The following is a 23,426-nucleotide window of genomic DNA, read 5'->3' on the forward strand; positions in this document are numbered from 1 at the left end:
ACGCTGCATCATCGGCGACCCTCCGCCGGTGTCGACTGGAAGGCAGCCGCGCGGTTTTCGTAATCCACGCGCAGCAGCAGACCGAACATCGCGCAGACCGTCAGCAGCGAAGAACCGCCATAGCTCAGCAATGGCAGCGTCAGACCCTTGGTCGGCAAAAGGCCGAGATTCACGGCCATGTTGATCAGCGCCTGCAAGCCGATCCAGCCCGTGAGCCCGTAGGCGAGGGCCGCCTCGAATGCACGCCCGCCGGCCTCGGCAACGCGCCCGATCGCAAAACCGCGCCAGACGACGATGCCGAACAGCACGAGCAGCACGGCGATGCCGAGCAACCCGAGTTCCTCGGCGAGGATTGCGAAGATGAAGTCGGTATGCATCTCCGGCAGGTACAACAGCTTTTGCACGCTGTTGCCGAGACCGACACCGAACCATTCGCCGCGACCGACGGCGATCAGCGACTGCGCAAGCTGCCAGCCGCCGTTCTCGACGTCGGCCCACGGGTTCGTGAAATTGAGCAGGCGCTGGAGTCGATACGGCGCCGCGACCGCGATGAGTGCCAGACCCGCACCCGCAGCAGCGACCATGCCCAGGTAGTAACCAATACGTGCGCCGCCGAGGAACAGCATCAGGAACACGACCCCCATGAGGATCGCAACGGCTCCGAAATCCGGCTCGGCCAGCAGAAGCACGCACGGCGGCACCAGCGCGGCGATGGGCAGCGCAAGGCCACGGAAACCCTGCTGCAACTGCGCCTGACGCCGGCCGATGTAACTCGCAACAAAGACGATCAGCGCAAGACGAGCGGGTTCGGAGGCCTGCAGCCGGAACAGCCCCAGATCGAGCCAGCGCCGCGCCGCGTTGACCGTCACACCGACACCCGGCACGAGCACGAGCACCAGCAGCGCGAACGCCAGTGCGTAAAGCGCAAAACCCGAACGTGCCCACACCCGCATCGGCACGCAATAGAGCGTCGCCCCAAGAACGCCGCCCAGAGCGGCGAACAGTAACTGCCGGTAGAGAAAATAAAACGGCTCACCGGTGAGTTTTTCCGCCTGCGCGACCGAGGCCGAAGCCACCATCACCAACCCCCAGGCCAGCAACACGGCGACGGCTCCGCACAGCCAGGCATCGAGCCCGTAACGGGCCTTGGGCAGCGGCAGGGCAATGGTGAGCCGTTCGGCGAGCGCGTTCATGCCGTCTCTCCGAGCAGCGCGCGCACCGCGGCGCGGAAGCGATCGCCGCGATCGGCGTAATTGCGGAATTGATCGAAGCTCGCACAGGCCGGGGACAGCAGGACTTGATCGCCGGGCCGCGCCAGCGCCCGCGCACGCGCCAGCGCGGCGAGCATGTCGGGCTCGCGATATACCGGCAGCGCGCCGCGGATGTCCTGCTCGATCCGCTGCGCATCCTCGCCGAACAGCACCGCGGCACGTCCTTTCTCGGCGAGCGGTGCGCGCAATTCGACGAATGACTGACCCTTGCCCTGACCGCCGCCGAGCCAGACGATCGGCGCCGGCAGACCTTTGAGTGCGGCGAGCGTGGCGCCGACATTCGTGCCCTTGGAATCGTTGAAATAGCGCACACCGTCGAGCTCGCCGACGAACTCGCACCGATGCGCGAGCCCGGTGAACGTGCGCAGCGCCACGAGCGCGGCATCGCGCGGAATCCCGGCGGCGTCGGCCAGCGCCAGTGCCGCCAGCGCATTGGCGACGTTGTGCAGACCAAAAATGCGCAACGCGCTCTGCGCAATGAGCGTGGATGACCCGTGGCACAGCCAGATCTCGCCACCGATACGGCGGATGCCGTAGTGCCCTGGCTCCGGCGCGTCGAGTCCGAAGGTGACCGCCTGCCCGGGCGCAAGTGCCATGACCTGCGCATCGTCGCGGTTGGCGATGGCGGTATGGCAGCCGTTGAAAATCCGCGCCTTGATCGCGCCGTAGCGTTCCATCGTGCCGTGGCGGTCGAGATGATCCTGCGACAGATTCAGAATCACCGCTGCGCGACAACGCAGACTGCGCGTCGATTCGAGCTGGAAGCTCGACAACTCGAGCACGTAGCACTCGACATCGTCGCCGAGCAGATCCAGTGCCGGCGTGCCCAGATTGCCGCCCACGGCCACGCGCAAACCCGCGGTCCTGGCCATTTCGCCGACCAGCGTCGTCACCGTGGACTTACCGTTGGAGCCGGTGATGCCGATCACCGGCGCATCCGGCGCAACCGCGCGCGCGAACAACTCGATGTCGCCGAGGATCTCGACGCCGGCGGCATCGAGGTCGCGCACGAAGGGCGTTTCCAGCGCGATGCCCGGAGAAACCACTGCGAACGCAAACTGCGACAGCGGCTGCGGTGCAGAAAATGCGCCGAGCCTGAACTCGACCTGCGGAAACGCCGCGCGCAATGCATCGACGCCATCCGGGGCCACACGCGAGTCGGTGACCACGACCTGCGCTCCCTCGCGCACCAGGTAGCGCAGCGCCGATGCACCGGACACACCAAGGCCGACGACGAGCACCCGCTGCCCGCGTTTGCGATGCCCGATATTCGATGTCCGTTGCCCGGCCTGCATCAGCGCACCTTGAGCGAGGACAGTCCGATCAGCACGAGAATCAGCGTGATGATCCAGAAACGCACGATGATCTTCGGCTCCGGCCAGCCTTTGAGTTCGTAGTGGTGATGCAGCGGCGCCATGCGGAAGATGCGCTTGCCGCCGCTGTACTTGAAATAAAGCACTTGCAGCGCCACCGAGAACGTCTCGGCGACAAAGATGCCGCCCATGATCGCCAGCACGATCTCCTGCCGGACCAGCACGGCGACGACGCCGAGCGCCGCGCCCAGCGCCAGCGCGCCGACATCGCCCATGAACACCTGTGCGGGATAGGCGTTGAACCACAAAAAGCCCAGTCCGGCACCGGCGATCGCGGTGCAGAAAATCGCCAGTTCACCGACTCCGGCGATGTAAGGGATGCCGAGATAACGCGCGATCACGGCGTTGCCGCTGGCGTAGGCAAAGACCGCGAGTGCGGAAGCGACGAGCACCGTCGGCATGATCGCCAGCCCATCGAGACCATCGGTCAGATTGACGGCGTTGCTGCTGCCGACGATGACCAGATAAGCCCACGGGATGAAGAACAAACCGAGCTGGATCGAGACGTCCTTGATGAATGGCAGGATCAGCGTCGTCTCCAGCGGATTCTGCGCGGTGGCGTAGATCAGCGTGGCGACGCCAAAACCCGCCAGCGACAGCCAGAAGTATTTCTGGCGCGCCGGCAGGCCCTTGGGGTTCTTGTGCTTGATCTTGATGTAGTCGTCGGCAAAGCCAACCAGGCCAAAGGCCACGGTGACGAGCAGTGCGAACCAGATGAAGCGGCTGCGCAGATCGGCCCACAACAGCGTGGCGAAAACGATCGCGCACAGGATCAGCACGCCGCCCATCGTCGGCGTACCCGTTTTTTTCAGATGTGCCTGCGGACCATCCTCTCGCACCGGCTGACCGAACTTGAACCGGTACAGCCGCTCGATCATCCACGGCCCGAACGCGAACGAAAACGCCAGCGCCGTCAGGATGCCGAGCACGCCGCGGAACGTCAGATACGAAAAGACGTTGAAGCCACTGACGTACTGCTTTAAGTATTCGGCCAAGTGGTACAGCATCAGTGGGCTCCCCCGGTCGTGCCCATCAATTGCTCGACGACACGCTCCATGCGTGCGGAGCGCGATCCCTTCACCAGCACGACGGCATCGCTGCCCAGTTGCGGCCGCAATGCCGCCACCAGCGTCTCGACATCGTCGAACGCCTGTGCACCGGGTCCGAAGCCGCGTGCCGCCTCGGCCGCCAGCGGACCCAATGCGAACACCCCGTCGATCCCCAGCGACTTGGCCGTCTGCCCTGCCTGGTAGTGCAGATTCGGCGCATCCTCTCCAAGCTCGGCCATGCCGCCGAGCACAAGCCAGCGCCGTCCCGGCAGACTGGCGAGCAATTCCATCCCGGCACGCAGCGAGGTCGGATTGGCGTTGTAGCTGTCGTCGAGCAGGCGTGCACCCTGCGGCGTGATCCGCCAGCTCAGCCGTCCCTGCGCGCCCTCGACACGCGCAAGACCCTCGGCGATGGTGTCCGCGTCCATGCCCAGCGCGATCCCGCAGGCCGCTGCCGCGAGCGCGTTCATGACGTTGTGTCGTCCGGGCATCGGCAAACGCACCGATGCACTGCCCGTGGGCGTGTGCAGCACGAAACGGCTGCCGACGTTGTTCTCGAACGGCTCTGATTGGATCTGCCGCGCGGTGACGTCGACGCCAGAACCGAGTCCGAAACTGAGCACCGAGGCGCGCGATGCGAGCTGCCGCCACAGCGGCGCATAGACATCGTCGGCATTGATCACGGCGACACCGCCATCGAGCCCGGCGAACAGCTCGCCTTTGCCGCGGGCCACACCGTCGCGCGAACCAAAACCTTCCAGATGGGCGTCGCCAGCCTGGGTGACGACGCCCACATCGGGCCGTGCGAGCGAGGTCAGCAGCGCAATCTCGCCGAGATGATTCGCCCCCATCTCGATGACCGCGGTGCGGTGCTCGGGGCGCAGACCGAGCAGCGTCAGTGGCACGCCGATGTGGTTGTTGAGATTGCCCCGTGTGGCCAGCACCGGCCCGCGCGCGGTGAAGATCGCCGCGAGCATCTGCTTGGTCGTGGTCTTGCCATTGCTGCCCGTGACGGCGACAACCGGCGCGGTGAAACGCGTGCGCCAGAGCGCGGATGCGGCCTGCAGGGCCGCGAGCGTATCGGGCACGCGCAGTTGCGGCAGCTCGACATCGACCCACTCCGACACCAGCGCCGCGACGGCACCGGCGCTACGGGCCTGGGCGACATAGGCATGGCCATCGTGGCGCTCGCCACGCAGGGCGACGAACAAATCACCCGGTTCGACCGTGCGGCTGTCGATGACCACGCGCAGGAAACGCGGATCGCCGCCACGCAGCTCGGCGCCGGGCAGGGTCGTCAACTCGGACAGGTGCATCATGACTGTGCTCCAGCGGCACCGACGAGTGCGGCGACGAAGGCGCGGTCACTGAACGGCCGCACGTCACTGCCGTAGGTTTGGGTCTGCTCGTGCCCTTTGCCGGCGACGACGACGACATCGTCACGACCGGCTGTGCCAACCGCCGCGCGGATCGCCGCGGCGCGGTCATGGATGACCGTGACCGGTGCGCGGGCATCGCCCGGCACACCGGCGAGGATGTCGCGCACGATCGCCGCGGGATCCTCGCTGCGCGGATTGTCGTCGGTGACGATCACGGCATCGGCAAGCTCGGCGGCGACGGCGCCCATCAAGGGCCGCTTGCCGCGGTCGCGGTCGCCCCCGCATCCGAAAACGCAGATCAAGCGCCCGGGCGTATGCGCGCGTACCGCGCTCAGAATCTGGCGCAGCGCATCGGGGGTATGCGCGTAATCGACGACGACCAGGGGCTGCGCCAATGGCCCGCGGAAGCCCTCGATCCGTCCTGGTACCGTCTGCGCCTGCGCCAACGCATCGACCGCTGCATCCAGCGCCACACCGCGCGCCATCAGCACCGCCACCACGGCGAGCAGGTTGTAGGCGTTGAAACGGCCGAGCAGACGGCTCTGGAGCCGGGCGCGCCCCCAGGACGTGTCCAGTGTCAAATCGATGCCGCCGGGCGTCAGCACGAGGTCACGGCCGATCACGTGACGCGTCGATGGCGGCACGTTGCCGTCGAGTCCATAGAGGATGGTTTCGACACCGGCCGGCAACTCGGCGAGCCAGCGCGCGCCCCAGGCATCGTCACGGTTGAGCACCCGCGCCGACAGCTCGGGCCGCTCGAACAGCCGGCGCTTGGCGGCTGCGTATCGCTCGACGGTGCCGTGGTAATCGAGATGGTCGCGCGTGATGTTGGTGAGCACGGCGACGTCGAAATGCATGCCGGAGACGCGCTCCTGGTCGAGCGCATGCGAGGAGACTTCCATCGCCAGCGCCTGCGCGCCCTGCTCGCGCAGCTCGGCCACCGCGCGTTGCAGGCTCACCGGGTCCGGTGTCGTGTGTGAAGTGGCACGCAGACTGCCGATACGGCCGATCCCGATCGTGCCGATGTAGGCGCAGGGCAGCTTCAGCCGGTCGAGGGCCTGCGCGGTCAGATACGCCGTCGAGGTTTTGCCGTCGGTGCCCGTGATGCCGACACAGAACATGCGCTCCGACGGTCGGCCGTAAAAACGTGCGGCGATCTCGCCGACGCGCGCCGACAGCTCCGGCACGGCAATCTCCGGCAGATCGCCCTCGGGTGCGGACCATCCCGGTGCCGGCTCCCAGGCCACGGCGGCGGCACCGCGTTCACGCGCCTGGTCGAGGTACATCAGGCCGTGCGTGCCGCGGCCGCGGCAGGCCAGGAACAAATCGCCGGGCGAGATCCGGCGCGAGTCCATCTCCACGCCGGTGACTTCGAGATCGGGCGCCGGGACGCCGAATCCGGCCAACAACTGCTGCAGCGAACGCGGCGAACTCATGTGCGCGGCTCCATCGTCGCGTGGGTGCCGGCCGGGAACGCCACCGTCCGCGGTAGTACGGGCGTCAGCTCGGGCGCATCGGTGCCGTCCGGGGAAATCTGCAGCAGCCGCGCCGCGCCCTGCATGACCGTCGAAAACACGGGCGCGGCGACCAGCCCACCGTAATAAGCCTCGGTGCCCGGCTCGTCGATCATCACCAGTCCCACCAGGCGTGGGCGTTCGGCCGGCACCATGCCAATGAACAGCGACTGATGCCGGCTGCCGTCGTAGCCGCCGTTTTCCGAGACCTTGCGCACCGTGCCGGTCTTGCCGGCGACGCGATAACCGCTGATCGCTGCGCGCCGCGCCGTGCCCTCGGGTGTCACCACCTGTTCGAGCATGCGCCGCACTTCGCGCGCCGTCGCTGCCGAAACCGCGCGCTGCGGCGGCAGCGGACGTGTGCCGCGCACGAGCCTGATCTGCGGCATCAAACCATCGTTGGCAAGGGCGGCATAGGCACGCAGCAGGTGCAGCGCATTGACGGAGAAACCATAGCCGTAGGACGCCGTCGCCGTCGCGATCTGTCCCCATTCGGTGAAGTGGCGCAGACGTGGCGCGACCTCGCCGGGGAAGCCGGTATAGATCGGCTCGCCCAGGCCAAAGCGCTGATAGCCGGACCACACCGCCTCGGCACCCAGCGTCAGGCCGATCTTGGCAGCGCCGACGTTGCTCGACTTGCTCAACAGCTTGGCGAGATCGACAACCCCCTGCGGATGGACGTCGCGCACCGTCAGCGCGCCGACCTTGTACGTGCCGGCGCCGGTGTCGATCAGACTCGACGGCTGAAAGATTCCCAGCTCCAGTGCCTGCGCGACCAAAAGCGGTTTGACCGTCGAGCCGGGTTCGAAGGAATCGACGATGGCGCGGTTACGCGTACCCTTGGAATTACGCTCGCCGGGGTTGTTCGGATTGAAACCCGGCTGCGAGGCGATCGCGAGAACCTCGCCGGTCGTGCTGTCGGCAACGATGATGACCCCGCCACGCGCCTCGTGCTGGATCACCGCGTTCTTGAGCTCGCGGTAGGCGAGATACTGGATGCGCAGATCGATGGTCAGCGTGACGTCTTCACCCGGCTGTGCCTCGCGGAACTCGAGCCCATCCTCGACGATGCGGCCGGTGCGATCGCGGATCACCCGGCGTTCGCCGGCACGGCCGGCGAGCACGGTTTCCTGCGCCTTTTCGATACCTTCGAGACCATGGCCATCGCGGCCGGTATAGCCGACGAGCTGGGCGGCGACCTCGCCGGCCGGGTAATAGCGCGCATAGGAAGGTTCCGAGAACACGCCGGGTGCGCGGAGCGCGAGCACGCGCTTGGCCTCGGCCGGCGACAGCGGCTCGCTGACATAGACGAATTTGCGGTCGATGCGCGCCTTGAGAAACCGCTCGAACTCGGAAGGCTTGCGGCCGAGCAACTGGGCGAGCGCGGTGACGTGCGCCGGCGATTCAAGCAAGGCCGAGGGCACGACCCAGATCGTCTCCACCGGCGCGGACAATGCCAACGGCTCGCCGCGACGGTCGAGGATCGCGCCGCGGTGTGCCGGAATAGTCACCGTGCGGATCGAGCGCTTGTTCCCCTCGCGCAGCAAAAAATCGCGCTCGAACACCTGGAGCTGGAATGCGCGGCCGAGCACGACGATCGCGCCGCAGAGCAGCACCGCGATGACGAACCGATGCCGCCAGACGGAAACCGGCTGTGCGACGGGATTCGGCCGCGCATTCATGGCTGCGCACTCACGATCACGTAGTCGCGCGGCTCGGTCATGCCGAGCTGCTCGCGCGCGATCTTGTCGATGCGGTTGTTGTGCGCGAGTGTCGCTTCTTCGAGCTGCAACTGCGCCCATTCCATTTCGAGGCGCTCGCGCTCGACGCGCAGCGTCTCCAGCTCGGCGACGAGGGCGCGGTTTTCATGCTTGGTGCGCACGACGGCGAATGCCGACACCAGCACGGCGAGCGCCAGCACCAAGAGCATCAGGAGCGATCCTTGTCTCATCACGCCCCCCGGATCCGCTCGGCGATGCGCAGCACCGCGCTACGCGCCCGCGGGTTGGCCGCGCATTCGGCATCCGACGGGAAGTGCTTGCCATGCAGCCGCAGCACCGCAGCGCGCGCGGCCGCACGCAGGCGGTGCTTGACGATGCGATCTTCCAGCGAATGGAAGCTGATGACGACGAGGCGTCCGCCGGGAGCGAGCACGTCGATCGCCGCATCGAGTCCGGCCTCGAGCGCCTCCAGCTCACGGTTGATGTGGATGCGGATCGCCTGGAAGCTGCGCGTCGCCGGATGGATCGACCGGCTGCGCGGGCCCGGCACGCTTGCGATCAGCGCGGCGAGCTGAGCGGTCGTTTCGATCGGCGTTGTGCCGCGCGTCTCGACGATGCGCCGCGCAATGCGCCGGCTGTTGCGTTCCTCGCCATAGCGCCAGAGCACCGCAGCGATCTCCGCCTCGCTGGCACGCGCCAGCCAGCGCGCGGCAGGCTCGCCGGCCTGAGGATTCATGCGCATGTCGAGCGGGCCATCCTTGGAAAAGCTGAAGCCGCGCGCGGCATCGTCGAGTTGCGGCGACGATACGCCCAGGTCCATCAAAATGCCGTCGATACGCCCGGCGATCCCCTGCTCCGCCGCCCATGCGGCCAGCTCGACAAAGTTGCGGTGGTGGATGCAAAAGTTCGGATGCGCAGCGAAGCCATTGCGTGCGGCCTGCACCGCCTCGGGATCCTGGTCGAGCGCATGCAGCATGCCGGTACCCGCCAGCTGCGCAAGCAGCGCGCGGCTATGCCCGCCGCGCCCGAACGTGCAATCGACATAAATCCCGCCGGGATGCGGCGCAAGACCGGCGATGGCGGCATCGAGCATCACCGGCTGGTGGCTGGGCATGGCAGTTTCAGTCCCGGCGAGGTGATCGGCGGGCGTGCAGTCGTAGGCCATACCCACCCCTCACCGCCGAATCGTCCGGAAGACCTCGGGCGAAGGCGCCTGACCGGTCCCTTCGCCGAACCGCTCGGTCCATGCCGGCTCGGACCACAAATCGAAGCGGGTGTTCTGGCCCATCAGCACCGCGGCACCGTCGATGCGCGCCCGCTGGCGCAGTGTGGGCGGCAGCAGCACGCGGCCTTGCTTGTCGATCTCCGCATCCACGGCAAAACCGACGAACCATTGCTTGAGGGTTTCCGCCTGGATGCGGTCCTCCAGTGCCTCGATGTCGCGCACGATGCGCTCGAATTCCGGCAGGGGATAAATCTCCAGACAGGGGTTGGGGCCGACCGTGATCACCAACTGCGAATCGCATTGTTCGGCGAGCGTCTGGCGAAAACGGGCCGGGATCGCCACGCGACCCTTGTCGTCCACCGCCAGATGATGAGTGCCCTTGAACATGCGCCGTCCGGTTGAGATTCCCCACTTTCCCCCACTTTTCCCCACTGCGCTGCACTATACGCCCCACCACTGGCCGCCGCAAGCGGGGCCCAGACCAAAAGCGTTGGCAAAACAGCGGCTTAGCCCGACCCTGATGCGGCGGGACTATACGTTTCTAAAACAACGAATTACCGGAGATTCTTCACGTAGAAACTGCAAAATGGCCTCGCCGCAAGGCGCTTACGACCCGCGCGGCAGGTCTCGGATGCGCGCGGGGCGGCATCGGTCGGGAAAGATGGGGAGCCGGCCTATAAGCCGGGTTCTGTGCGAGCGCTTGCGCGCCCCGACAACCATTCCTCTAGGCGCGGCGTCGCCGCCGCGCTCCAGCGACCTACCCGGAAGGCACGCGGGCCACGTGTCGTGCGCTTGCGCGCACACCTTCCCTATTTGGTCTTGCTCCAGGTGGGGTTTGCCGTGCCGGTCCGTTGCCGGACTCGCGGTGCGCTCTTACCGCACCGTTTCACCCTTGCCTGATCCGCAATGCTGCGGCCATCGGCGGTCTGCTCTCTGTTGCACTTTCCGTCGGCTCACGCCGCCCAGGCGTTACCTGGCACCTCGCCCTGTGGAGCCCGGACTTTCCTCTCCTGCACGCAGCAGCAGCGGTTGTCCGGCCGGCTCCCGTCCGTAATTATCGCGCAAGCGCACGCCAAGGTGCCGCAGACGCATCGGCTAAAGTGCGCAACCATCCGAAACCCTAAAAAATCTGCCGTGCCGTCTCCAGAACTCCGCCCGCAGCCCCAAACCCGACCGCCGTGTGCTCGTGGGTCTGCCTTCTTTGCCGACCACGAGCGCTTCATCATGCTGTCGGGCAACCACTGTCGCCGCATCGAGGACGGATACTTCGATCTGGGGTTTCCCATCGCCGGCGGCCTGACCGCCCACGGCATGGCGCTGGAGTCGCGGCTCCATGCATCGCGGATTCTGGCAGAGTCCGAAGCCATGCCATGAGCGTGCGCGTCGTCTCCCACACTTGTTCGAACACCGAGATCGTCTGCGCGCTCGGCTGCGCCGACCGGCTGGTCGCAATCGACAGCGATTCCGACTTCCCGCCCGAGATCGTCGCCGGTCTGCCGAAGCTGGGGCGGGATCTCGACATCGACGTCGGCGCCGTCGCGGCATTGCGCCCGGACCTCGTGCTGACCTCGCTCACCGTTCCAGGGCACGAGCGTATCGTCACCACTCTGCAGGCCTTGGGCCTGCCTTGCCTGGTCATCGACCCGCAAAGCCTCGACGATGTGTTCGCCAGTATCCGCACGATTGCAGGAGCGCTGGGGGTGCCCGAGCGCGGCGAGCGGCTGGTGCGTGAGATGGACGCCGCGATGCCCGCCCTGAGCGTGCCTGCGGATGCACCGCCCCTGCTCGTCGAGTGGTGGCCCAAGCCGGTGATCGGCGCCGCACGGCGTTCCTGGGTCCACGACTTGATCGAGCGCGCCGGCGGCCGCAACGCGCTGGCGGCGTTCGACGCCAAGAGCGTGACCGTGGACACCGACGCGCTGGCTGCGGTGGCGCCGAATGCGATCGTGATGTCCTGGTGCGGGGTCAGACCGGAGAAATACCGCGCCGAGGTGGTGCTGCGCCGCGCTGGCTGGCAAGACGTTCCAGCCGTCCGTCATGGCCGCGTGTATGGCGTCAGCGAGGCTTTTCTCGGCCGTCCCGGCCCACGGCTGGTCGAAGGCTACCGCGCGCTGCGGCGCATCGTCGTCACCGTACTGGCGGAGGACGCAGCGCGGCGCCGGGCAGGCTGATAAGGTCGCGGTCCGGAAAAATTACCAATTGACCCCGGCCCAAGGCTGCGCCACCGCTAGAGCGGCGTCCAACCCGCAGGCCGGCACTGCATCCGCGTCAGTTCTGGCCCAGATCGTCGAAAGCATGTTTAACCGCGTAGGCAAATGCGGCGATCGCCGCGGCCCAAAGGACGACCAAGCCCGCGCCCACCGCGCCGGCGGTCTTGAGCGCGTCGATGCGCTGCACTTGCATTCTCTCGATCTGATCGAAAGGCACGCGCCAGTGCTTGCCGTTTTCGTCGCGGCCGACGAGGCTGCTCTCATCCATCGAAACCACCTTCAGCGCGTAGAAGTGTCCGGCGCGCGTGTACAACTCGACACGGTCGCCGACTTTGACCTGATCCGAGGTCTTCGCCGATGCCGACAGTGCCGATGCCGGCGCCTCCACCGCACGCATCGTCGTGCAACCGGCGAGGCAAAATGCAGTGACGATCACGATCGCCGTGCGCAGCAGCCGCTTCACGTGAGTCCCCCCTTTTTCATTCCCGGACGGTCCCGGCAGTCAACGCGTTTCATCCTACCGCCGCTCGTGGCGAGGTACTAGCTGCGGTCGCGCGCGGACTGCGCATGTGCCTGCAAGCCCTCGGCATCGGCGATGCGCCCGGCGATCGCCGCGAGCGGGCGCGCGCCCTCCGGCGTGCACTCGATCAGGCTGCTGCGCTTTTGGAATTCATAGACGCCGAGCGGGTTGGAAAAACGCGCGGCGCGCGACGTCGGCAACACGTGATTGGGGCCGGCACAGTAGTCGCCGAAGGCCTCCGGCGTGTGGCGCCCGAGGAAGATCGCGCCGGCATGACGGATCTTGGGCAGCAGTGCGCGCGGATCGTCGACCGCGAGTTCCAGATGTTCGGGCGCGATGCGATTGGCGACGGCACAGGCTTCATCCAGGTCGCGCACGTGGATCAGCGCACCGCGCTCGCGGATCGAAGCGGCGACGATGTCCGCCCGCACCAGGCCACGCACGCGCGCCTGCATCGACTGCGCGACCCGGTCCAGGAATTCCGCATCCGGGGAAATCAGGATCGCCTCGGAATCCTCGCCATGCTCGGCCTGCGAGAACAAGTCCATCGCCATCCAGTCCGGATCGCTGTTGCCATCGCTGATCACGACGATCTCGGAAGGCCCTGCAATGGCATCGATACCGACCCGACCGAACACGGCGCGCTTGGCCGCAGCGACATAGGCATTGCCGGGGCCGACGATCTTGTCCACCGCTGGAACCGTCTGCGTGCCGTAGGCCAGCGCGGCGATGGCCTGGGCGCCGCCGATGCTGAACACACGATCCACCCCGGCCAGGTGCGCGGCCGCGAGCACGGCGGAATTGAGCTCACCGCCGGGCGCCGGCACCGCCATGATGATCTCATCGACGCCGGCGACGCGTGCCGGAATCGCATTCATCAACACCGACGAGGGATACGCGGCCTTACCGCCCGGAACATAGATGCCGACACGTTCGAGCGCGGTGACGCGCTGGCCCAGGCGGTTGCCGAATGCGTCGGTGAATTCGAAATCCTGCAGCTTCTGATACTCGGCATAGGCGCGGATGCGTGCGCACGCCTGTTCCAGCGCATCGCGCAGGCTGGCGTCGAGACCGTCCCATGCCGCCTGGCAGGCACGACGCGGGATCTCGAGTTCCGCGGCGTGACCGACGCTGCGCCGGTCGTAGCGGTTGGTCAGCTCGAGCAGCGCGGCATCGCCGCGCGCACGCACGTCGGCGATGATCGCATCGACCGCACGCACGACTTCCGCGCCGGTTTCCGGCGCGCGGTCGAGCAGCGCATCGAGCTGCGCGCAAAAATCGGGCGCCGAGGTCTTAAGACGGCGAATTTCAAGCACGGACGGCTCCGGCGAATTGGGCGAGCAGCGTCTGGATCGCCGCATGCTTGGTCTTCATCGCCGCCTTGTTGACGACCAGTCGCGAGGTGACCTGGCAAATCGTCTCGATCTCGACCAGCCCATTGGCCTTGAGCGTGCCGCCAGTGGCAACCAGATCGACGATCAGATCGGCCAGGCCAACGAGCGGCGCCAGCTCCATCGAGCCATAGAGCTTGATCAGCTCGACCTGCTCGCCCTTTTGCGCGAAATGGCGGCGCGTGATCTCGGGATACTTGGTCGCGACACGCAGGCGGCGCACACCATCCGGACGCGGGCCGTCTTTCTTCGCTGCGACCGACAACCGGCAGCGCGCGATACCCAGATCGAGCGGTTCGTACAACGCCGCGCCGCCATGCTCCATGAGCACGTCCTTGCCGACGATACCCAGATCCGCCGCGCCGTATTCGACGTAAGTCGGCACGTCGGCCGGACGCACGATCAGCAGCGACACATCGCGGTTACGGGAGGGGACGCGCAGCAGGCGGTCGATGTCACCGGCCGGATCAAGACCGATGCGCGCGAGCAGCGGCAGACTTTCTTCGAGAATGCGCCCCTTGGACAGCGCCAGGGTCAACGCTGCCATGCCCGGACTCCAGATGCAGGTTGCGGATACCCGATCCGATCGCCCGCAGGCATGGAACGACCACGCCCTGGGCGGCTCAACGCTCGGGATGGGCAGGCTCGTAGACTCGACACGCTCATGATCCAGACCGACACAGCGGGCGGCCATTGTAGCCGCGCACCACCGCCCGCGCCTCAACGTTTCTTGCGCTTGTCACGCAGAAACATGGTCTTCTGGCGACCATCGGCCGACCTGCGCTCGTCGATCTCGAACAGACCGGTGGCGACGACCAGATCGCTGAGTTTGCGGAAACCATAGTTGCGCGCATCGAAATCCGGCGCCTGCTTGCTGATCAAGCTGCCCACCGCGCCCAGTCCCGCCCAGCCTTCGTCATCGCTTGCCGCCTCGACGGCGTCGCGCAGCAGGCGAACCAGTGGCGAGACGATCGGGTGTGCCAGCGGTCATGGTGGCGGTCCAGGCACGGAATCAGGCGATGCGGCGGATGCGTGCGCCGAGCTGTTCGAATTTGGCCTCCAGACGCTCGTAACCGCGGTCGAGATGGTAGATGCGGTCGATGCAGGTCTGGCCCTCGGCCGCGAGCCCTGCGGCCACCAGCGCCGCAGAGGCACGCAGATCGGTGGCCATCACCGGCGCGCCGGTCAGCCGCTCGCGGCCGGTCACGATCGCCGTGTGCCCCTCGAGCTTGATGTCGGCACCGAGCCGCTGCAGTTCGAGCGCGTGCTGGAAGCGATTCTCGAAGATCGTCTCGGTGATGATGCCGGTCCCCTCGGCGATGCAGTTGAGCGCCATGAACTGCGCCTGCATGTCGGTCGGGAACCCCGGGTGCGGCATCGTATGCACGTTGACCGCGCGCGGACGCCGCCCCTGCATGTCCAGCTCGATGAAATCCTCGCCGGTACGGATGCGCGCGCCGGCCTGCTGCAGCTTCACCAACACGGCATCGAGCAGGTTGGGATCGGTATGGGTCACCCGCACACGCCCGCGCGTCATCGCCCCGGCGACGAGGAAGGTCCCCGATTCGATACGATCCGGCAGGATCGTGTATTCGGCGGCGTGCAACCTGTCCACCCCGTCGATGACGATGGTCGTCGTCCCGGCGCCGCGAATCTTCGCCCCCATCGCGTTCAGACAGCGCGCCAGATCGACCACTTCCGGCTCACGCGCAGCGTTTTCCAGAACCGTCGTGCCTTGTGCGAGCGCCGCCGCCATCATCAGGTTCTCGGTGCCGGTGACGGTGACGGTATCGAAGACGATCTGCGCGCCGCGCAGCTTGGAGGCGCGGGCGTTGATGAATCCGTTCTCGACCTCGATCTGGGCCCCCATCGCCTGCAGACCCATCAGATGCAGGTTGACCGGGCGCGCTCCGATCGCACAGCCCCCGGGCAGCGAAACCTGCGCCTCGCCGCGGCGCGCGAGCAGCGGACCGAGCACGAGAATCGACGCGCGCATGGTCTTGACCAGCTCGTAGGGCGCGATGTGGGTGCGGATCGGCGCGGCGTTTACTTCGACCCGCGACCCGTGCTGCTGCACCGCCACGCCCATCTGACCGAGCAGCTTGAGGGTGGTCTTGACATCCTGCAGATGCGGAACGTTGTGCAGCACCAGCGGCTCGTCCGACAGAATCGCCGCACACAGGATCGGCAATGCGGCATTCTTCGCGCCGGAGGCGCGCACCTCGCCGTCGAGCCGGAAACCGCCTTCGATGATGAGCTTGTCCATGAATACCCCGTCCTGCGCACGGAGGCGCGCCAGTCTTGACCCACGCGTCCGGGGGTTGCCTCACTGCGCGCGCGTACGCAGGCGCAGCGCGTGGATTTCGCGGCCCAGGCGCTCGCCCAGCGTCGCATAGACCATGCGGTGCTGCACGAGCAGCGGTTTGCCGGCGAAAGCGGAGCAGACGACTTCGGCCTCGAAATGCTGGCCGTCGTCGCCATACACCGTCACCCTGGCGTCCGGCAGCCCCGCCTCGATCAAGGCCTTGATCTCTTCCTTGGTCATGTCATTTCTGCAGCTTGTAGCCGGTGATCAGCATCCACAGACAAACCGCGGATGACAGCAGGAAAAACCCCGCGCACCAGATCAGGCTCTGCCAGATCGGAACGTCGGCGTGGCCAAAAAAGCCATAGCGGAAAGCGTCGATCATGTAGAAAAACGGATTGAGATGGCTGGCGTGATACCACAGCGGCGGCAGCGCGTGCACGGAGTAAAACACGCCGGAGAGAAATGACAGCGGCATGACGAAGAAATTCGTGAACGCGGCCAGATGGTCGAATTTCTCGGCAATGATGCCGGCGATCATTCCGACCACTGCGAGCCCGGCGCCAGCGAGCAGAAACACGGCCAGCAGCACCAGCGGCGCTTCCACCGGCAGCGGCACGAACGGCAGCGTCACCACCAGCATCGCGATGGCGACCAGCGCGACGCGCACCAGCGCTGCCAGCACGTAGGCGCCGAACCACTCGAGCGGACCGAGCGGTGCCATCTGCAGGAACACGATGTTACCCATCACCTTGGACTGGATCAGGCTCGACGAGGTGTTGGCAAAGGCGTTCTGGATCACGGCCATCATCACCAGCCCCGGCACCAAAAACTCGGTGTAGCTGATCCCCTCGTAGGCCGAAGCCCGGTCTTTCATCGCCTGCGCGAACACGAGCAGGTACAGCAGCGTGGTGATCACCGGCGCGGTCACGGTCTGGCCCAGCACCGCCCAGAACCGCATGACCTCTTTCTTCAGCAGGGTCATAAAGCCGATCTGATCCGGACTCATGCCACGCTCCGCTGCGACGCGCGATCATCGCGCGTCAAGTCGATGAAGATGTCTTCGAGATCGGGCTCGCGGGTCTGCACGTCTTCGATCGCGATGCCGGCGTCCCGCAGCGCGGCAAAGACACTGGCGATCGAGTGGCGGCGCGTCTCCAGCTTGAGCTCGATGGCGCCGTTGACCTCCGCTGCGACCAGCTCCTGCAAGGCCTCCGGCAAACGTGCGCCATCGGCGAGCTTCAGCCGCAGGAACCGGAACGGATGCCGTGCGAGCAGCTGCGCCGTCGTTTCGACCACCTGCAGGGCACCGTGGTCGAGGATGGCGATGCGGCCGCACAGTTCCTGCGCCTCTTCGAGATAGTGCGTGGTCAGCACCACCGTGGTGCCCTGGCGGTGCAGCTCGGTCATGAACGCCCACAGCGTGCGCCGCAGCTCGACATCGACGCCGGCGGTCGGCTCGTCGAGGATCACGACCGGCGGCCGGTGCACCAGCGCCTGCGCGATCAACACACGCCGTTTCATGCCGCCGGACAAGGCGCGCATCGAGCTCGTCGCCTTGCCGGCCAGATCGAGCCGCTCGAGCATCTCGTCGATCCACGGCCAGACCTCCCGCCCGCAGCCGTAGTAACCGGCCTGAATCCGCAGCATGTCGCGGACCGTAAAGAAGGGATCGAACACCAGCTCCTGCGGCACGACGCCGAGCCGCCGGCGAGCCTCGCGGAACTGGCGCACGGTGTCGTAGCCCATGACGCTGACGCTGCCTGCGTCCATGCGCACGAGACCGGCGATGATATTGATCAGTGTGGACTTGCCGGCACCGTTGGGACCGAGCAGGCCGAAAAACTCGCCCTGGTGGATCGCAAGATCGATCCCGTGCAAGGCGATGGTGCGGCCGTAGGTTTTGCGCACGCCGGCAATGGCGATGGCCGTGGACATAGGCCGGCGATTATAGAGCCTGATGGGAAGCACGCGACGACCATGACCCACTCCGATGACCGACACCCCTGTGCACTGCTGTGGCTGCGTCGCGACCTGCGGCTGACCGGCAATCCGGCGCTGACTGCCGCGCTGAATGCGGCACGCAGCCTCGTACCGGTGTACATCCATGACGACACGGAAAGCGATTGGCCCAGCGGCGGGGCCTCCCGCTCCTGGCTGCATCACAGCCTCGCCGCGCTGGGACAGGCGCTCGCCGAACGCGGCAACGCGCTGGTGCTGCGCCGCGGTCCGGTGCTGGCCACTCTCGAGGCCCTGGTCGCCGAGACCGGGGCGACCGCCGTCTACTGGAACCGCCTGTACGAGCCGGCGGCGATCGCGCGCGACCGCGCGGTGAAATCCGCCCTGCGCGCGCGCGGGCTCACCGTCGAGAGTCATAACGCCGCGCTGTTGTGCGAGCCGTGGACGCTGGCCACCGAATCTGGCGGTCCCTACCGCGTGTTCACGCCGTTTTGGCGGCGCCTGGCCGCATCACTGCCCCAGACGCCGGTGACGGCAGCCCCGGCGCGCATTCCGGCGCCCTCCCGCCCGGTTGCCTCGGAACCGCTCGCCGCCTTGCGTCTGCAGCCACATCCGCCTTGGGATCGCGGCTTTTATCCGCTCTGGCAGCCGGGCGAAGCCGGCGCCCTGGCACGGCTGCGCGCATTCATCGACCACGGGCTCACCGGCTACCGCAGGCGCCGCGACTATCCGGCGGATCCGGGCGTCTCAAGGCTGTCGCCGCATTTGCATTTCGGCGAAATCGGCCCGCATCAGGTACACGCAGCGCTATGCCGTGTGCCGGAGGCTCCGCACGCGGACGTGGAATACTTTTTGCGCGAGCTGGCCTGGCGCGAATTTGCGCATCATTTGCTGTTCCACTTTCCGCACACACCCTCTACCCCGCTCGATCCGGCATTCAATGCGTTTGCATGGCGCGCGCCGGATGATTACGCCGCTGATTTGCGCGCCTGGCAGCAGGGGCGCACCGGCGTGCCGATCGTCGATGCCGGCATGCGCGAGTTGTGGACCACCGGCTGGATGCACAACCGCGTGCGCATGATCGTCGCCTCTTTCCTGACCAAGAATCTGCTGATCCCCTGGCAGGAGGGCGCGCGCTGGTTCTGGGACACGCTGGTCGATGCCGATCTGGCCAACAACACGCTCGGCTGGCAATGGGTGGCCGGCTGCGGAGCCGACGCCGCACCGTATTTCCGCATCTTCAACCCGGTGCTGCAGTCGCAGAAATTCGATCCTGCCGGCGACTACATCCGGCGCTGGGTGCCGGAGCTGCGCAGGCTGCCCAGCGAGACCATCCACGCGCCCTGGCAGACGCGCGAAGGCCGTGCGGCCGACTATCCGCCGCCCATCGTCGATCTGGCCACAAGCCGGCAACGGGCCTTGTCCGCCTACGCCCGCATGCGGGCAGAAGGTTAGGGCCGGAAACCGCGGCTTGATAAGATGCCGCCCCTTTTTCCGATCCGATATCCATGCTGACTTCTCTTGCCGCTGTCGCCGCCGGCCTCGCCCTGCTGATGTGGTCCGCCGACCGCTTCGTCCTGGGCACGGCGAGGCTGGCGCGTGCGGCTGGCATTTCGCCGCTGATCGTGGGCATGACCATCGTCGGCTTCGGCACGTCGGCACCGGAACTCGCCGTCTCCACGCTCGCCGCGATCCAGGGCAGCAGCGGCATCGCCATCGGCAATATCCTGGGCTCGAACCTGTTCAAGATCCCGTGCATCTTGGTCGCGCCGGCCCTGATCGCGCCGGGCACGCTTCCCGATCCGCTGATGCTCTGGCGCGACATCCCGCTGATGATCGCAGTGGCGCTCATGCTCTACGCCGTGGCCGCAGGCCTGCGCGGGCGTCCGCTACAGATCGGGCGCATCGACGGAACGCTGCTGCTGACGGTCTACGCCGGTTACACGCTTATACTCGTACTCTCCGCTCCTGCAGCCTGAGATGGACGCCGACAAGCTCAAAGCCATGGGCCGCCGCGCCCTGGAGATCGAACGCGACGCCGTGTCGGCGTTGCTCGACCGCGTCGACGACAACTTCGCGCGCGCCTGCCAGCTGATGCTGGCCTGCACTGGCCGCGTCGTCGTCACCGGCATGGGCAAGTCCGGCCATATCGGCGGCAAGATCGCGGCGACGCTGGCCTCCACCGGCACGCCGGCATTTTTCGTACACCCCGGCGAGGCCAGTCATGGCGATCTCGGCATGATCACGCGCCAAGACGTGGTCCTCGCGATCTCGCATTCCGGCGAGACCGCCGAGATCGTCACGCTGCTGCCGCTGTTCAAGCGCATGCAGGTGCCGCTGATCGCGCTGACCGGCAAACCGCGATCGACGCTGGCCCAGGCCGCCGAGGTACACATCGATGTCTCGGTCGCCCTCGAAGCCTGTCCGCTGAACCTTGCCCCGACCGCAAGCACGACGGCGACGCTGGCGATGGGCGATGCGCTCGCCGTCGCCCTGCTCGAGGCGCGCGGCTTCACGCCGGAGGATTTTGCGATGTCGCACCCGGGCGGTTCGCTCGGACGGCGGCTGCTGCTCAAAATCAGCGACGTCATGCACACCGGCGAACGCCTGCCGATGGTACCGCCGGAAGCGAGCCTGTCTGCCGCCTTGCTGGAAATGACACGCAAGGGGCTGGGCATGACCGCCGTGGTGACACCGCAGCGCGAGGTGCTCGGCGTCTTCACCGACGGCGACCTGCGCCGCGTGCTCGACCAGGGTATCGATGTGCGCGCGGTCACCATCGCCGATGTCATGACCCGTGGCGGCAAGTCCATCGGCGCAAACCAGCTCGCCGCCGAAGCCGTTGCGCTGATGGAGAAACACAAGATCACGGCCCTGCTGGTCAAAGACGAGCAACAACGCCTGATCGGCGTCGTGCACATGCACGATTTGCTGCGCGCCGGAGTGGTCTGATGGCCCTGCTCGATGCCGCCGAGATCGAGCGCCGCGCACGCCGGATCCGCTGCCTGTTCCTGGACATCGACGGCGTACTCACCGACGGCAAGCTCTACATCGGTCCGAACGGCGAGGAGACCAAGACCAATTACGTGCGCGACGGCTATGGCATCAAACATGGGATCCGGCTCGGGTTGCAGATCGCCGTGATCAGCGGCCGGCCATCCGAGTCAATGCGCCAGCGTCTGCAGTTTCTCGGTGTCCAGCACATCGCGCTCGACACCGAGGACAAGGAACCGGCCTACCTGCGTATCCGCGATGCCCTCAAGCTCACCGACGCCGATTGCGCCCACCTGGGAGACGACGCCCCGGACGTACCGGTGATGCGGCGCGTAGGACTGGCGATGACGGTTGCCGATGCGCACGACAGCGCGCGCGCGGTGGCCCACTGGGTGAGCCGTTACAACGGCGGACACGGCGCGGTCCGCGAAGCCATCGACCTCATCCTCGGCGCGCAGCAGCGCCGGCCCTGGTGACAGCGATGGCACGCCCGCGCATCACACTGACGCTTCCCGCGCTCGGCCTGCTCGGCCTGATCGCCGGCTGGATCGTCTTCGAGGATCTGGGCGCTCCAGTACCCGAACCCATGACCGACGCCGTCGAGCGCCCACGTTACCGGCTCGAAGGCGCACACTGGCGACGCTACGACGCGCACGGGGCGCCGGTGCTCGAAGCCACCGTCGAGAGCATCGACTACTTCGACGATACCTCGATGGAATTGACCGGCATCGAGCTGATGACGCGCGGCAACACCGGCGGCTGGCAACTGCGCGCACCACTGGGCAGCGTCCCCGCCAGCGCATCGCGCATGCTGCTGCACCCGCAGGTCGAAATCACCGGCGCACCGGCCAAGCAACCGGCGCTGCGCATCCAGACCGATTCACTGTGGGCCGACTGGCAGGCGCGCACGCTCTCGACCACAGACCCGGTCAGCGCGACCGCACCGGATCGCACGATCGAGGCCGTGGGTCTGCAGGCCGACTGGGACGCCCGGCGCCTGCGCTTCCTACACGCGATCAAGGCTCACCATGCGCCGCACCGCTGAAACCATACTGCTAGCCGTTGCGCTGCTCGCCAGTGCGCCGGCATCGGCGCAGGCCGCCGAGGAAACACGCGCGACCCTCGAAAGTCTGCGTCCCACCGGACCGGTCACCCTGACCGCCGACAGTGCCGAATGGATCGAAGGCGGCGAGATGCAATATCTCGGCAACGTCACGCTGCGCTCGGACACCCTGACCCTGCGCGGCGACCGCATGACGGTGACACAGCCCGACGAAGGCCAGTTCCAGGCGCAGGTCGTCGGCAGCCCGGCACAGCTCGACCATGCCGGCACGCCGGGCGCGCAAGGCGCCGCCGCCCAAGCGGTGAGCGCCCGCGCCACGCGCATCGACTACGACTCCCGCGCAGGCGTGGTGCGTCTGAGCGGCAACGCCCGTCTGCAGCGGGGCAGCGACGAAGTCAGCGGCGAGCAGATCGAATACATCGTTTCCGAGCGCCGCGTCCGCGCCGCCGGCGGGACGGGCAGCCAGGTGCGTATCGTCATCCAGCCCCAGGCGCGATCGCCGCGCACGGACACCGGCACGGGGCCAGCACCATGAACCGCTCGGTGCTGCGCGCCGAACGCCTGGTCAAGCGCTACAAAAAACGCACGGTCGTGCGCGAGGTCTCCCTGCACCTCGAAGCCGGGGAAATCGTCGGCCTGCTCGGCCCCAACGGCGCGGGCAAGACCACATCCTTTTACATGATCGTCGGCCTGGTCGCTGCCGACAGCGGCCGCATCGAACTCAACGGACGCGACATCACACCGCTGCCGATGCATGCGCGCGCGCGCCTGGGTATCGGCTACCTGCCGCAGGAGGCGAGCGTCTTCCGCTCGCTGTCGGTCGCCGACAATATCCGCGCCATTCTCGAACTGCGCCGCGATCTCACGCGCGCCGAGCGCAAACGCGAACTCGACCGTCTGCTCCACGAACTGCACATCGAGCACATCCGCGAGGCCGAAGGTCAGGCACTGTCCGGCGGTGAGCGCCGCCGCGTCGAAATCGCCCGCGCATTGGCCACCAATCCTCATTTCATTCTGCTCGACGAACCCTTTGCCGGTGTCGATCCGATCGCCGTCGGCGACATCCAGGGCATCGTCCAGCAACTCAGCACACGCGGCATCGGTGTGCTCATCACCGACCACAACGTCCGCGAAACCCTCGGCATCTGCCGCCGCGCCTACATCCTCGCCGAAGGCCGCGTCATCGCCGACGGTCCCCCCGCGACACTGCTGCACGACGAAACCGTGCGCCGCGTCTATCTCGGCGAATCCTTCCGGCTCTAGCCCAGCCAGCCAGCGCCAAGCCACGGCAATGCACGCCAGCAGCGAGCGGCGCTGACGCTTGCCTCAAAGCGAATGTCCTTCGAGAAAACCCAGTACCTCGTCAGCAAAGCGCAGCGGCTGTTCGCGGTGCATGAAGTCGCGCCGCGAGCCCGCGCGCAGGGGCCCCGCGCAGCGGGGATGCAAGCCAGC

26 protein-coding genes and 1 other RNA gene are annotated in these 23,426 nt (G+C 66.9%); 9 read left to right on the top strand and 18 right to left on the bottom strand.

Annotated features, from left to right (window positions below):
* Window positions 1–8: 8 nt before the first annotated feature.
* The 10 genes from ftsW to rnpB all read right to left on the bottom strand — a co-directional run bounded on the left by ftsW (window position 9) and on the right by rnpB (window position 10,577).
* Complete coding sequence (gene ftsW / locus BMZ48_RS10880; protein WP_091535037.1) at window positions 9–1,193, bottom strand: putative lipid II flippase FtsW; 1,185 nt, start codon at window positions 1,191–1,193, stop codon at window positions 9–11.
* Complete coding sequence (murD, locus tag BMZ48_RS10885; RefSeq protein ID WP_091535039.1) at window positions 1,190–2,566, bottom strand: UDP-N-acetylmuramoyl-L-alanine--D-glutamate ligase; 1,377 nt, start codon at window positions 2,564–2,566, stop codon at window positions 1,190–1,192. Before murD ends, ftsW begins: the two co-directional genes overlap by 4 nt.
* Window positions 2,566–3,651 carry a phospho-N-acetylmuramoyl-pentapeptide-transferase gene (mraY, locus tag BMZ48_RS10890; RefSeq protein ID WP_091535041.1) on the bottom strand — a complete coding sequence of 362 codons (1,086 nt, stop codon included), beginning with the start codon at window positions 3,649–3,651 and terminating at the stop codon, window positions 2,566–2,568. The genes murD and mraY overlap by 1 nt, the downstream gene beginning before the upstream one ends.
* The gene (locus BMZ48_RS10895) at window positions 3,651–5,012 is read right to left on the bottom strand and encodes a UDP-N-acetylmuramoyl-tripeptide--D-alanyl-D-alanine ligase (RefSeq protein ID WP_091535043.1); all 1,362 of its coding nucleotides are present in this window, start codon (window positions 5,010–5,012) and stop codon (window positions 3,651–3,653) included. The genes mraY and BMZ48_RS10895 overlap by 1 nt, the downstream gene beginning before the upstream one ends.
* Window positions 5,009–6,508 carry a UDP-N-acetylmuramoyl-L-alanyl-D-glutamate--2,6-diaminopimelate ligase gene (locus tag BMZ48_RS10900; protein ID WP_091535045.1) on the bottom strand — a complete coding sequence of 500 codons (1,500 nt, stop codon included), beginning with the start codon at window positions 6,506–6,508 and terminating at the stop codon, window positions 5,009–5,011. The genes BMZ48_RS10895 and BMZ48_RS10900 overlap by 4 nt, the downstream gene beginning before the upstream one ends.
* Window positions 6,505–8,268, bottom strand: coding sequence for a peptidoglycan D,D-transpeptidase FtsI family protein (locus tag BMZ48_RS10905; protein ID WP_091535047.1), 1,764 nt, complete (start codon window positions 8,266–8,268; stop codon window positions 6,505–6,507). The genes BMZ48_RS10900 and BMZ48_RS10905 overlap by 4 nt, the downstream gene beginning before the upstream one ends.
* Window positions 8,265–8,516, bottom strand: a complete 252-nt coding sequence (ftsL, locus tag BMZ48_RS10910) for a cell division protein FtsL (protein WP_234981614.1) — start codon at window positions 8,514–8,516, stop codon at window positions 8,265–8,267. The genes BMZ48_RS10905 and ftsL overlap by 4 nt, the downstream gene beginning before the upstream one ends.
* Before the next feature lie 20 nt (window positions 8,517–8,536).
* A complete protein-coding gene (rsmH, locus tag BMZ48_RS10915) occupies window positions 8,537–9,421 on the bottom strand; it encodes a 16S rRNA (cytosine(1402)-N(4))-methyltransferase RsmH (protein ID WP_091535103.1) in 885 nt (294 codons plus the stop codon).
* A 60-nt stretch (window positions 9,422–9,481) separates the two neighbouring features.
* Window positions 9,482–9,919: a division/cell wall cluster transcriptional repressor MraZ gene (mraZ, locus tag BMZ48_RS10920; protein ID WP_091535051.1), complete on the bottom strand. Its 438-nt coding sequence runs from the start codon at window positions 9,917–9,919 to the stop codon at window positions 9,482–9,484.
* 274 nt (window positions 9,920–10,193) lie between these two features.
* Window positions 10,194–10,577: RNase P RNA component class A (gene rnpB, locus BMZ48_RS10925), an RNA gene on the bottom strand.
* 179 nt (window positions 10,578–10,756) lie between these two features.
* Between rnpB and BMZ48_RS13040 the strand changes: the two genes are divergently transcribed.
* Complete coding sequence (locus BMZ48_RS13040) at window positions 10,757–10,906, top strand: hypothetical protein (RefSeq protein WP_159431160.1); 150 nt, start codon at window positions 10,757–10,759, stop codon at window positions 10,904–10,906.
* Window positions 10,903–11,703: an ABC transporter substrate-binding protein gene (locus tag BMZ48_RS10930; protein ID WP_234981615.1), complete on the top strand. Its 801-nt coding sequence runs from the start codon at window positions 10,903–10,905 to the stop codon at window positions 11,701–11,703. The genes BMZ48_RS13040 and BMZ48_RS10930 overlap by 4 nt, the downstream gene beginning before the upstream one ends.
* Before the next feature lie 97 nt (window positions 11,704–11,800).
* Here the strand turns inward: BMZ48_RS10930 and BMZ48_RS10935 are convergent, their stop codons facing one another.
* The 8 genes from BMZ48_RS10935 to BMZ48_RS10970 all read right to left on the bottom strand — a co-directional run bounded on the left by BMZ48_RS10935 (window position 11,801) and on the right by BMZ48_RS10970 (window position 17,896).
* Window positions 11,801–12,205 carry a hypothetical protein gene (locus tag BMZ48_RS10935; protein WP_091535054.1) on the bottom strand — a complete coding sequence of 135 codons (405 nt, stop codon included), beginning with the start codon at window positions 12,203–12,205 and terminating at the stop codon, window positions 11,801–11,803.
* Between the two features lie 77 nt (window positions 12,206–12,282).
* Window positions 12,283–13,578: a histidinol dehydrogenase gene (hisD, locus tag BMZ48_RS10940; protein WP_234981616.1), complete on the bottom strand. Its 1,296-nt coding sequence runs from the start codon at window positions 13,576–13,578 to the stop codon at window positions 12,283–12,285.
* The gene (gene hisG / locus BMZ48_RS10945) at window positions 13,571–14,200 is read right to left on the bottom strand and encodes an ATP phosphoribosyltransferase (RefSeq protein WP_091535059.1); all 630 of its coding nucleotides are present in this window, start codon (window positions 14,198–14,200) and stop codon (window positions 13,571–13,573) included. The genes hisD and hisG overlap by 8 nt, the downstream gene beginning before the upstream one ends.
* Window positions 14,201–14,373: 173 nt before the next feature.
* The gene (locus BMZ48_RS10950; protein WP_091535061.1) at window positions 14,374–14,637 is read right to left on the bottom strand and encodes an OST-HTH/LOTUS domain-containing protein; all 264 of its coding nucleotides are present in this window, start codon (window positions 14,635–14,637) and stop codon (window positions 14,374–14,376) included.
* A 28-nt stretch (window positions 14,638–14,665) separates the two neighbouring features.
* Window positions 14,666–15,919 (bottom strand): UDP-N-acetylglucosamine 1-carboxyvinyltransferase, encoded by a 1,254-nt coding sequence (gene murA, locus BMZ48_RS10955; RefSeq protein WP_091535064.1) that lies wholly within the window; start codon window positions 15,917–15,919, stop codon window positions 14,666–14,668.
* Between the two features lie 60 nt (window positions 15,920–15,979).
* Window positions 15,980–16,198, bottom strand: coding sequence for a BolA family protein (locus BMZ48_RS10960; protein ID WP_091535067.1), 219 nt, complete (start codon window positions 16,196–16,198; stop codon window positions 15,980–15,982).
* 1 nt (window position 16,199) lies between these two features.
* Complete coding sequence (locus BMZ48_RS10965; RefSeq protein ID WP_091535069.1) at window positions 16,200–16,967, bottom strand: ABC transporter permease; 768 nt, start codon at window positions 16,965–16,967, stop codon at window positions 16,200–16,202.
* Entirely contained in the window at window positions 16,964–17,896 is a 933-nt protein-coding gene (locus tag BMZ48_RS10970; protein ID WP_091535071.1) for an ABC transporter ATP-binding protein, read from the bottom strand. The genes BMZ48_RS10965 and BMZ48_RS10970 overlap by 4 nt, the downstream gene beginning before the upstream one ends.
* Before the next feature lie 42 nt (window positions 17,897–17,938).
* Here BMZ48_RS10970 and BMZ48_RS10975 point away from each other — a divergent pair, with 42 nt between their 5' ends.
* From BMZ48_RS10975 to lptB, 7 genes are read left to right on the top strand one after another with little or no spacing between them, the layout of a single operon-like run.
* Window positions 17,939–19,372 carry a cryptochrome/photolyase family protein gene (locus BMZ48_RS10975; RefSeq protein ID WP_091535074.1) on the top strand — a complete coding sequence of 478 codons (1,434 nt, stop codon included), beginning with the start codon at window positions 17,939–17,941 and terminating at the stop codon, window positions 19,370–19,372.
* Between the two features lie 53 nt (window positions 19,373–19,425).
* Complete coding sequence (locus BMZ48_RS10980) at window positions 19,426–19,896, top strand: sodium:calcium antiporter (protein ID WP_091535076.1); 471 nt, start codon at window positions 19,426–19,428, stop codon at window positions 19,894–19,896.
* A 1-nt stretch (window position 19,897) separates the two neighbouring features.
* Complete coding sequence (locus tag BMZ48_RS10985) at window positions 19,898–20,869, top strand: KpsF/GutQ family sugar-phosphate isomerase (RefSeq protein WP_091535078.1); 972 nt, start codon at window positions 19,898–19,900, stop codon at window positions 20,867–20,869.
* The gene (locus BMZ48_RS10990) at window positions 20,869–21,387 is read left to right on the top strand and encodes a KdsC family phosphatase (RefSeq protein ID WP_091535081.1); all 519 of its coding nucleotides are present in this window, start codon (window positions 20,869–20,871) and stop codon (window positions 21,385–21,387) included. The genes BMZ48_RS10985 and BMZ48_RS10990 overlap by 1 nt, the downstream gene beginning before the upstream one ends.
* Window positions 21,388–21,392: 5 nt before the next feature.
* On the top strand, window positions 21,393–21,956 hold the full coding sequence (gene lptC / locus BMZ48_RS10995; protein ID WP_091535084.1) for an LPS export ABC transporter periplasmic protein LptC: 564 nt from the start codon (window positions 21,393–21,395) through the stop codon (window positions 21,954–21,956).
* Window positions 21,940–22,509 (top strand): lipopolysaccharide transport periplasmic protein LptA, encoded by a 570-nt coding sequence (gene lptA / locus BMZ48_RS11000; protein WP_091535087.1) that lies wholly within the window; start codon window positions 21,940–21,942, stop codon window positions 22,507–22,509. Before lptC ends, lptA begins: the two co-directional genes overlap by 17 nt.
* Entirely contained in the window at window positions 22,506–23,237 is a 732-nt protein-coding gene (gene lptB / locus BMZ48_RS11005; protein WP_091535089.1) for an LPS export ABC transporter ATP-binding protein, read from the top strand. The genes lptA and lptB overlap by 4 nt, the downstream gene beginning before the upstream one ends.
* Window positions 23,238–23,426: the final 189 nt, after the last annotated feature.

Source organism: Fontimonas thermophila (genome assembly GCF_900113085.1).
In the GTDB taxonomy this organism is placed as follows: Bacteria; Pseudomonadota; Gammaproteobacteria; order Nevskiales; family Nevskiaceae; genus Solimonas; species Solimonas thermophila.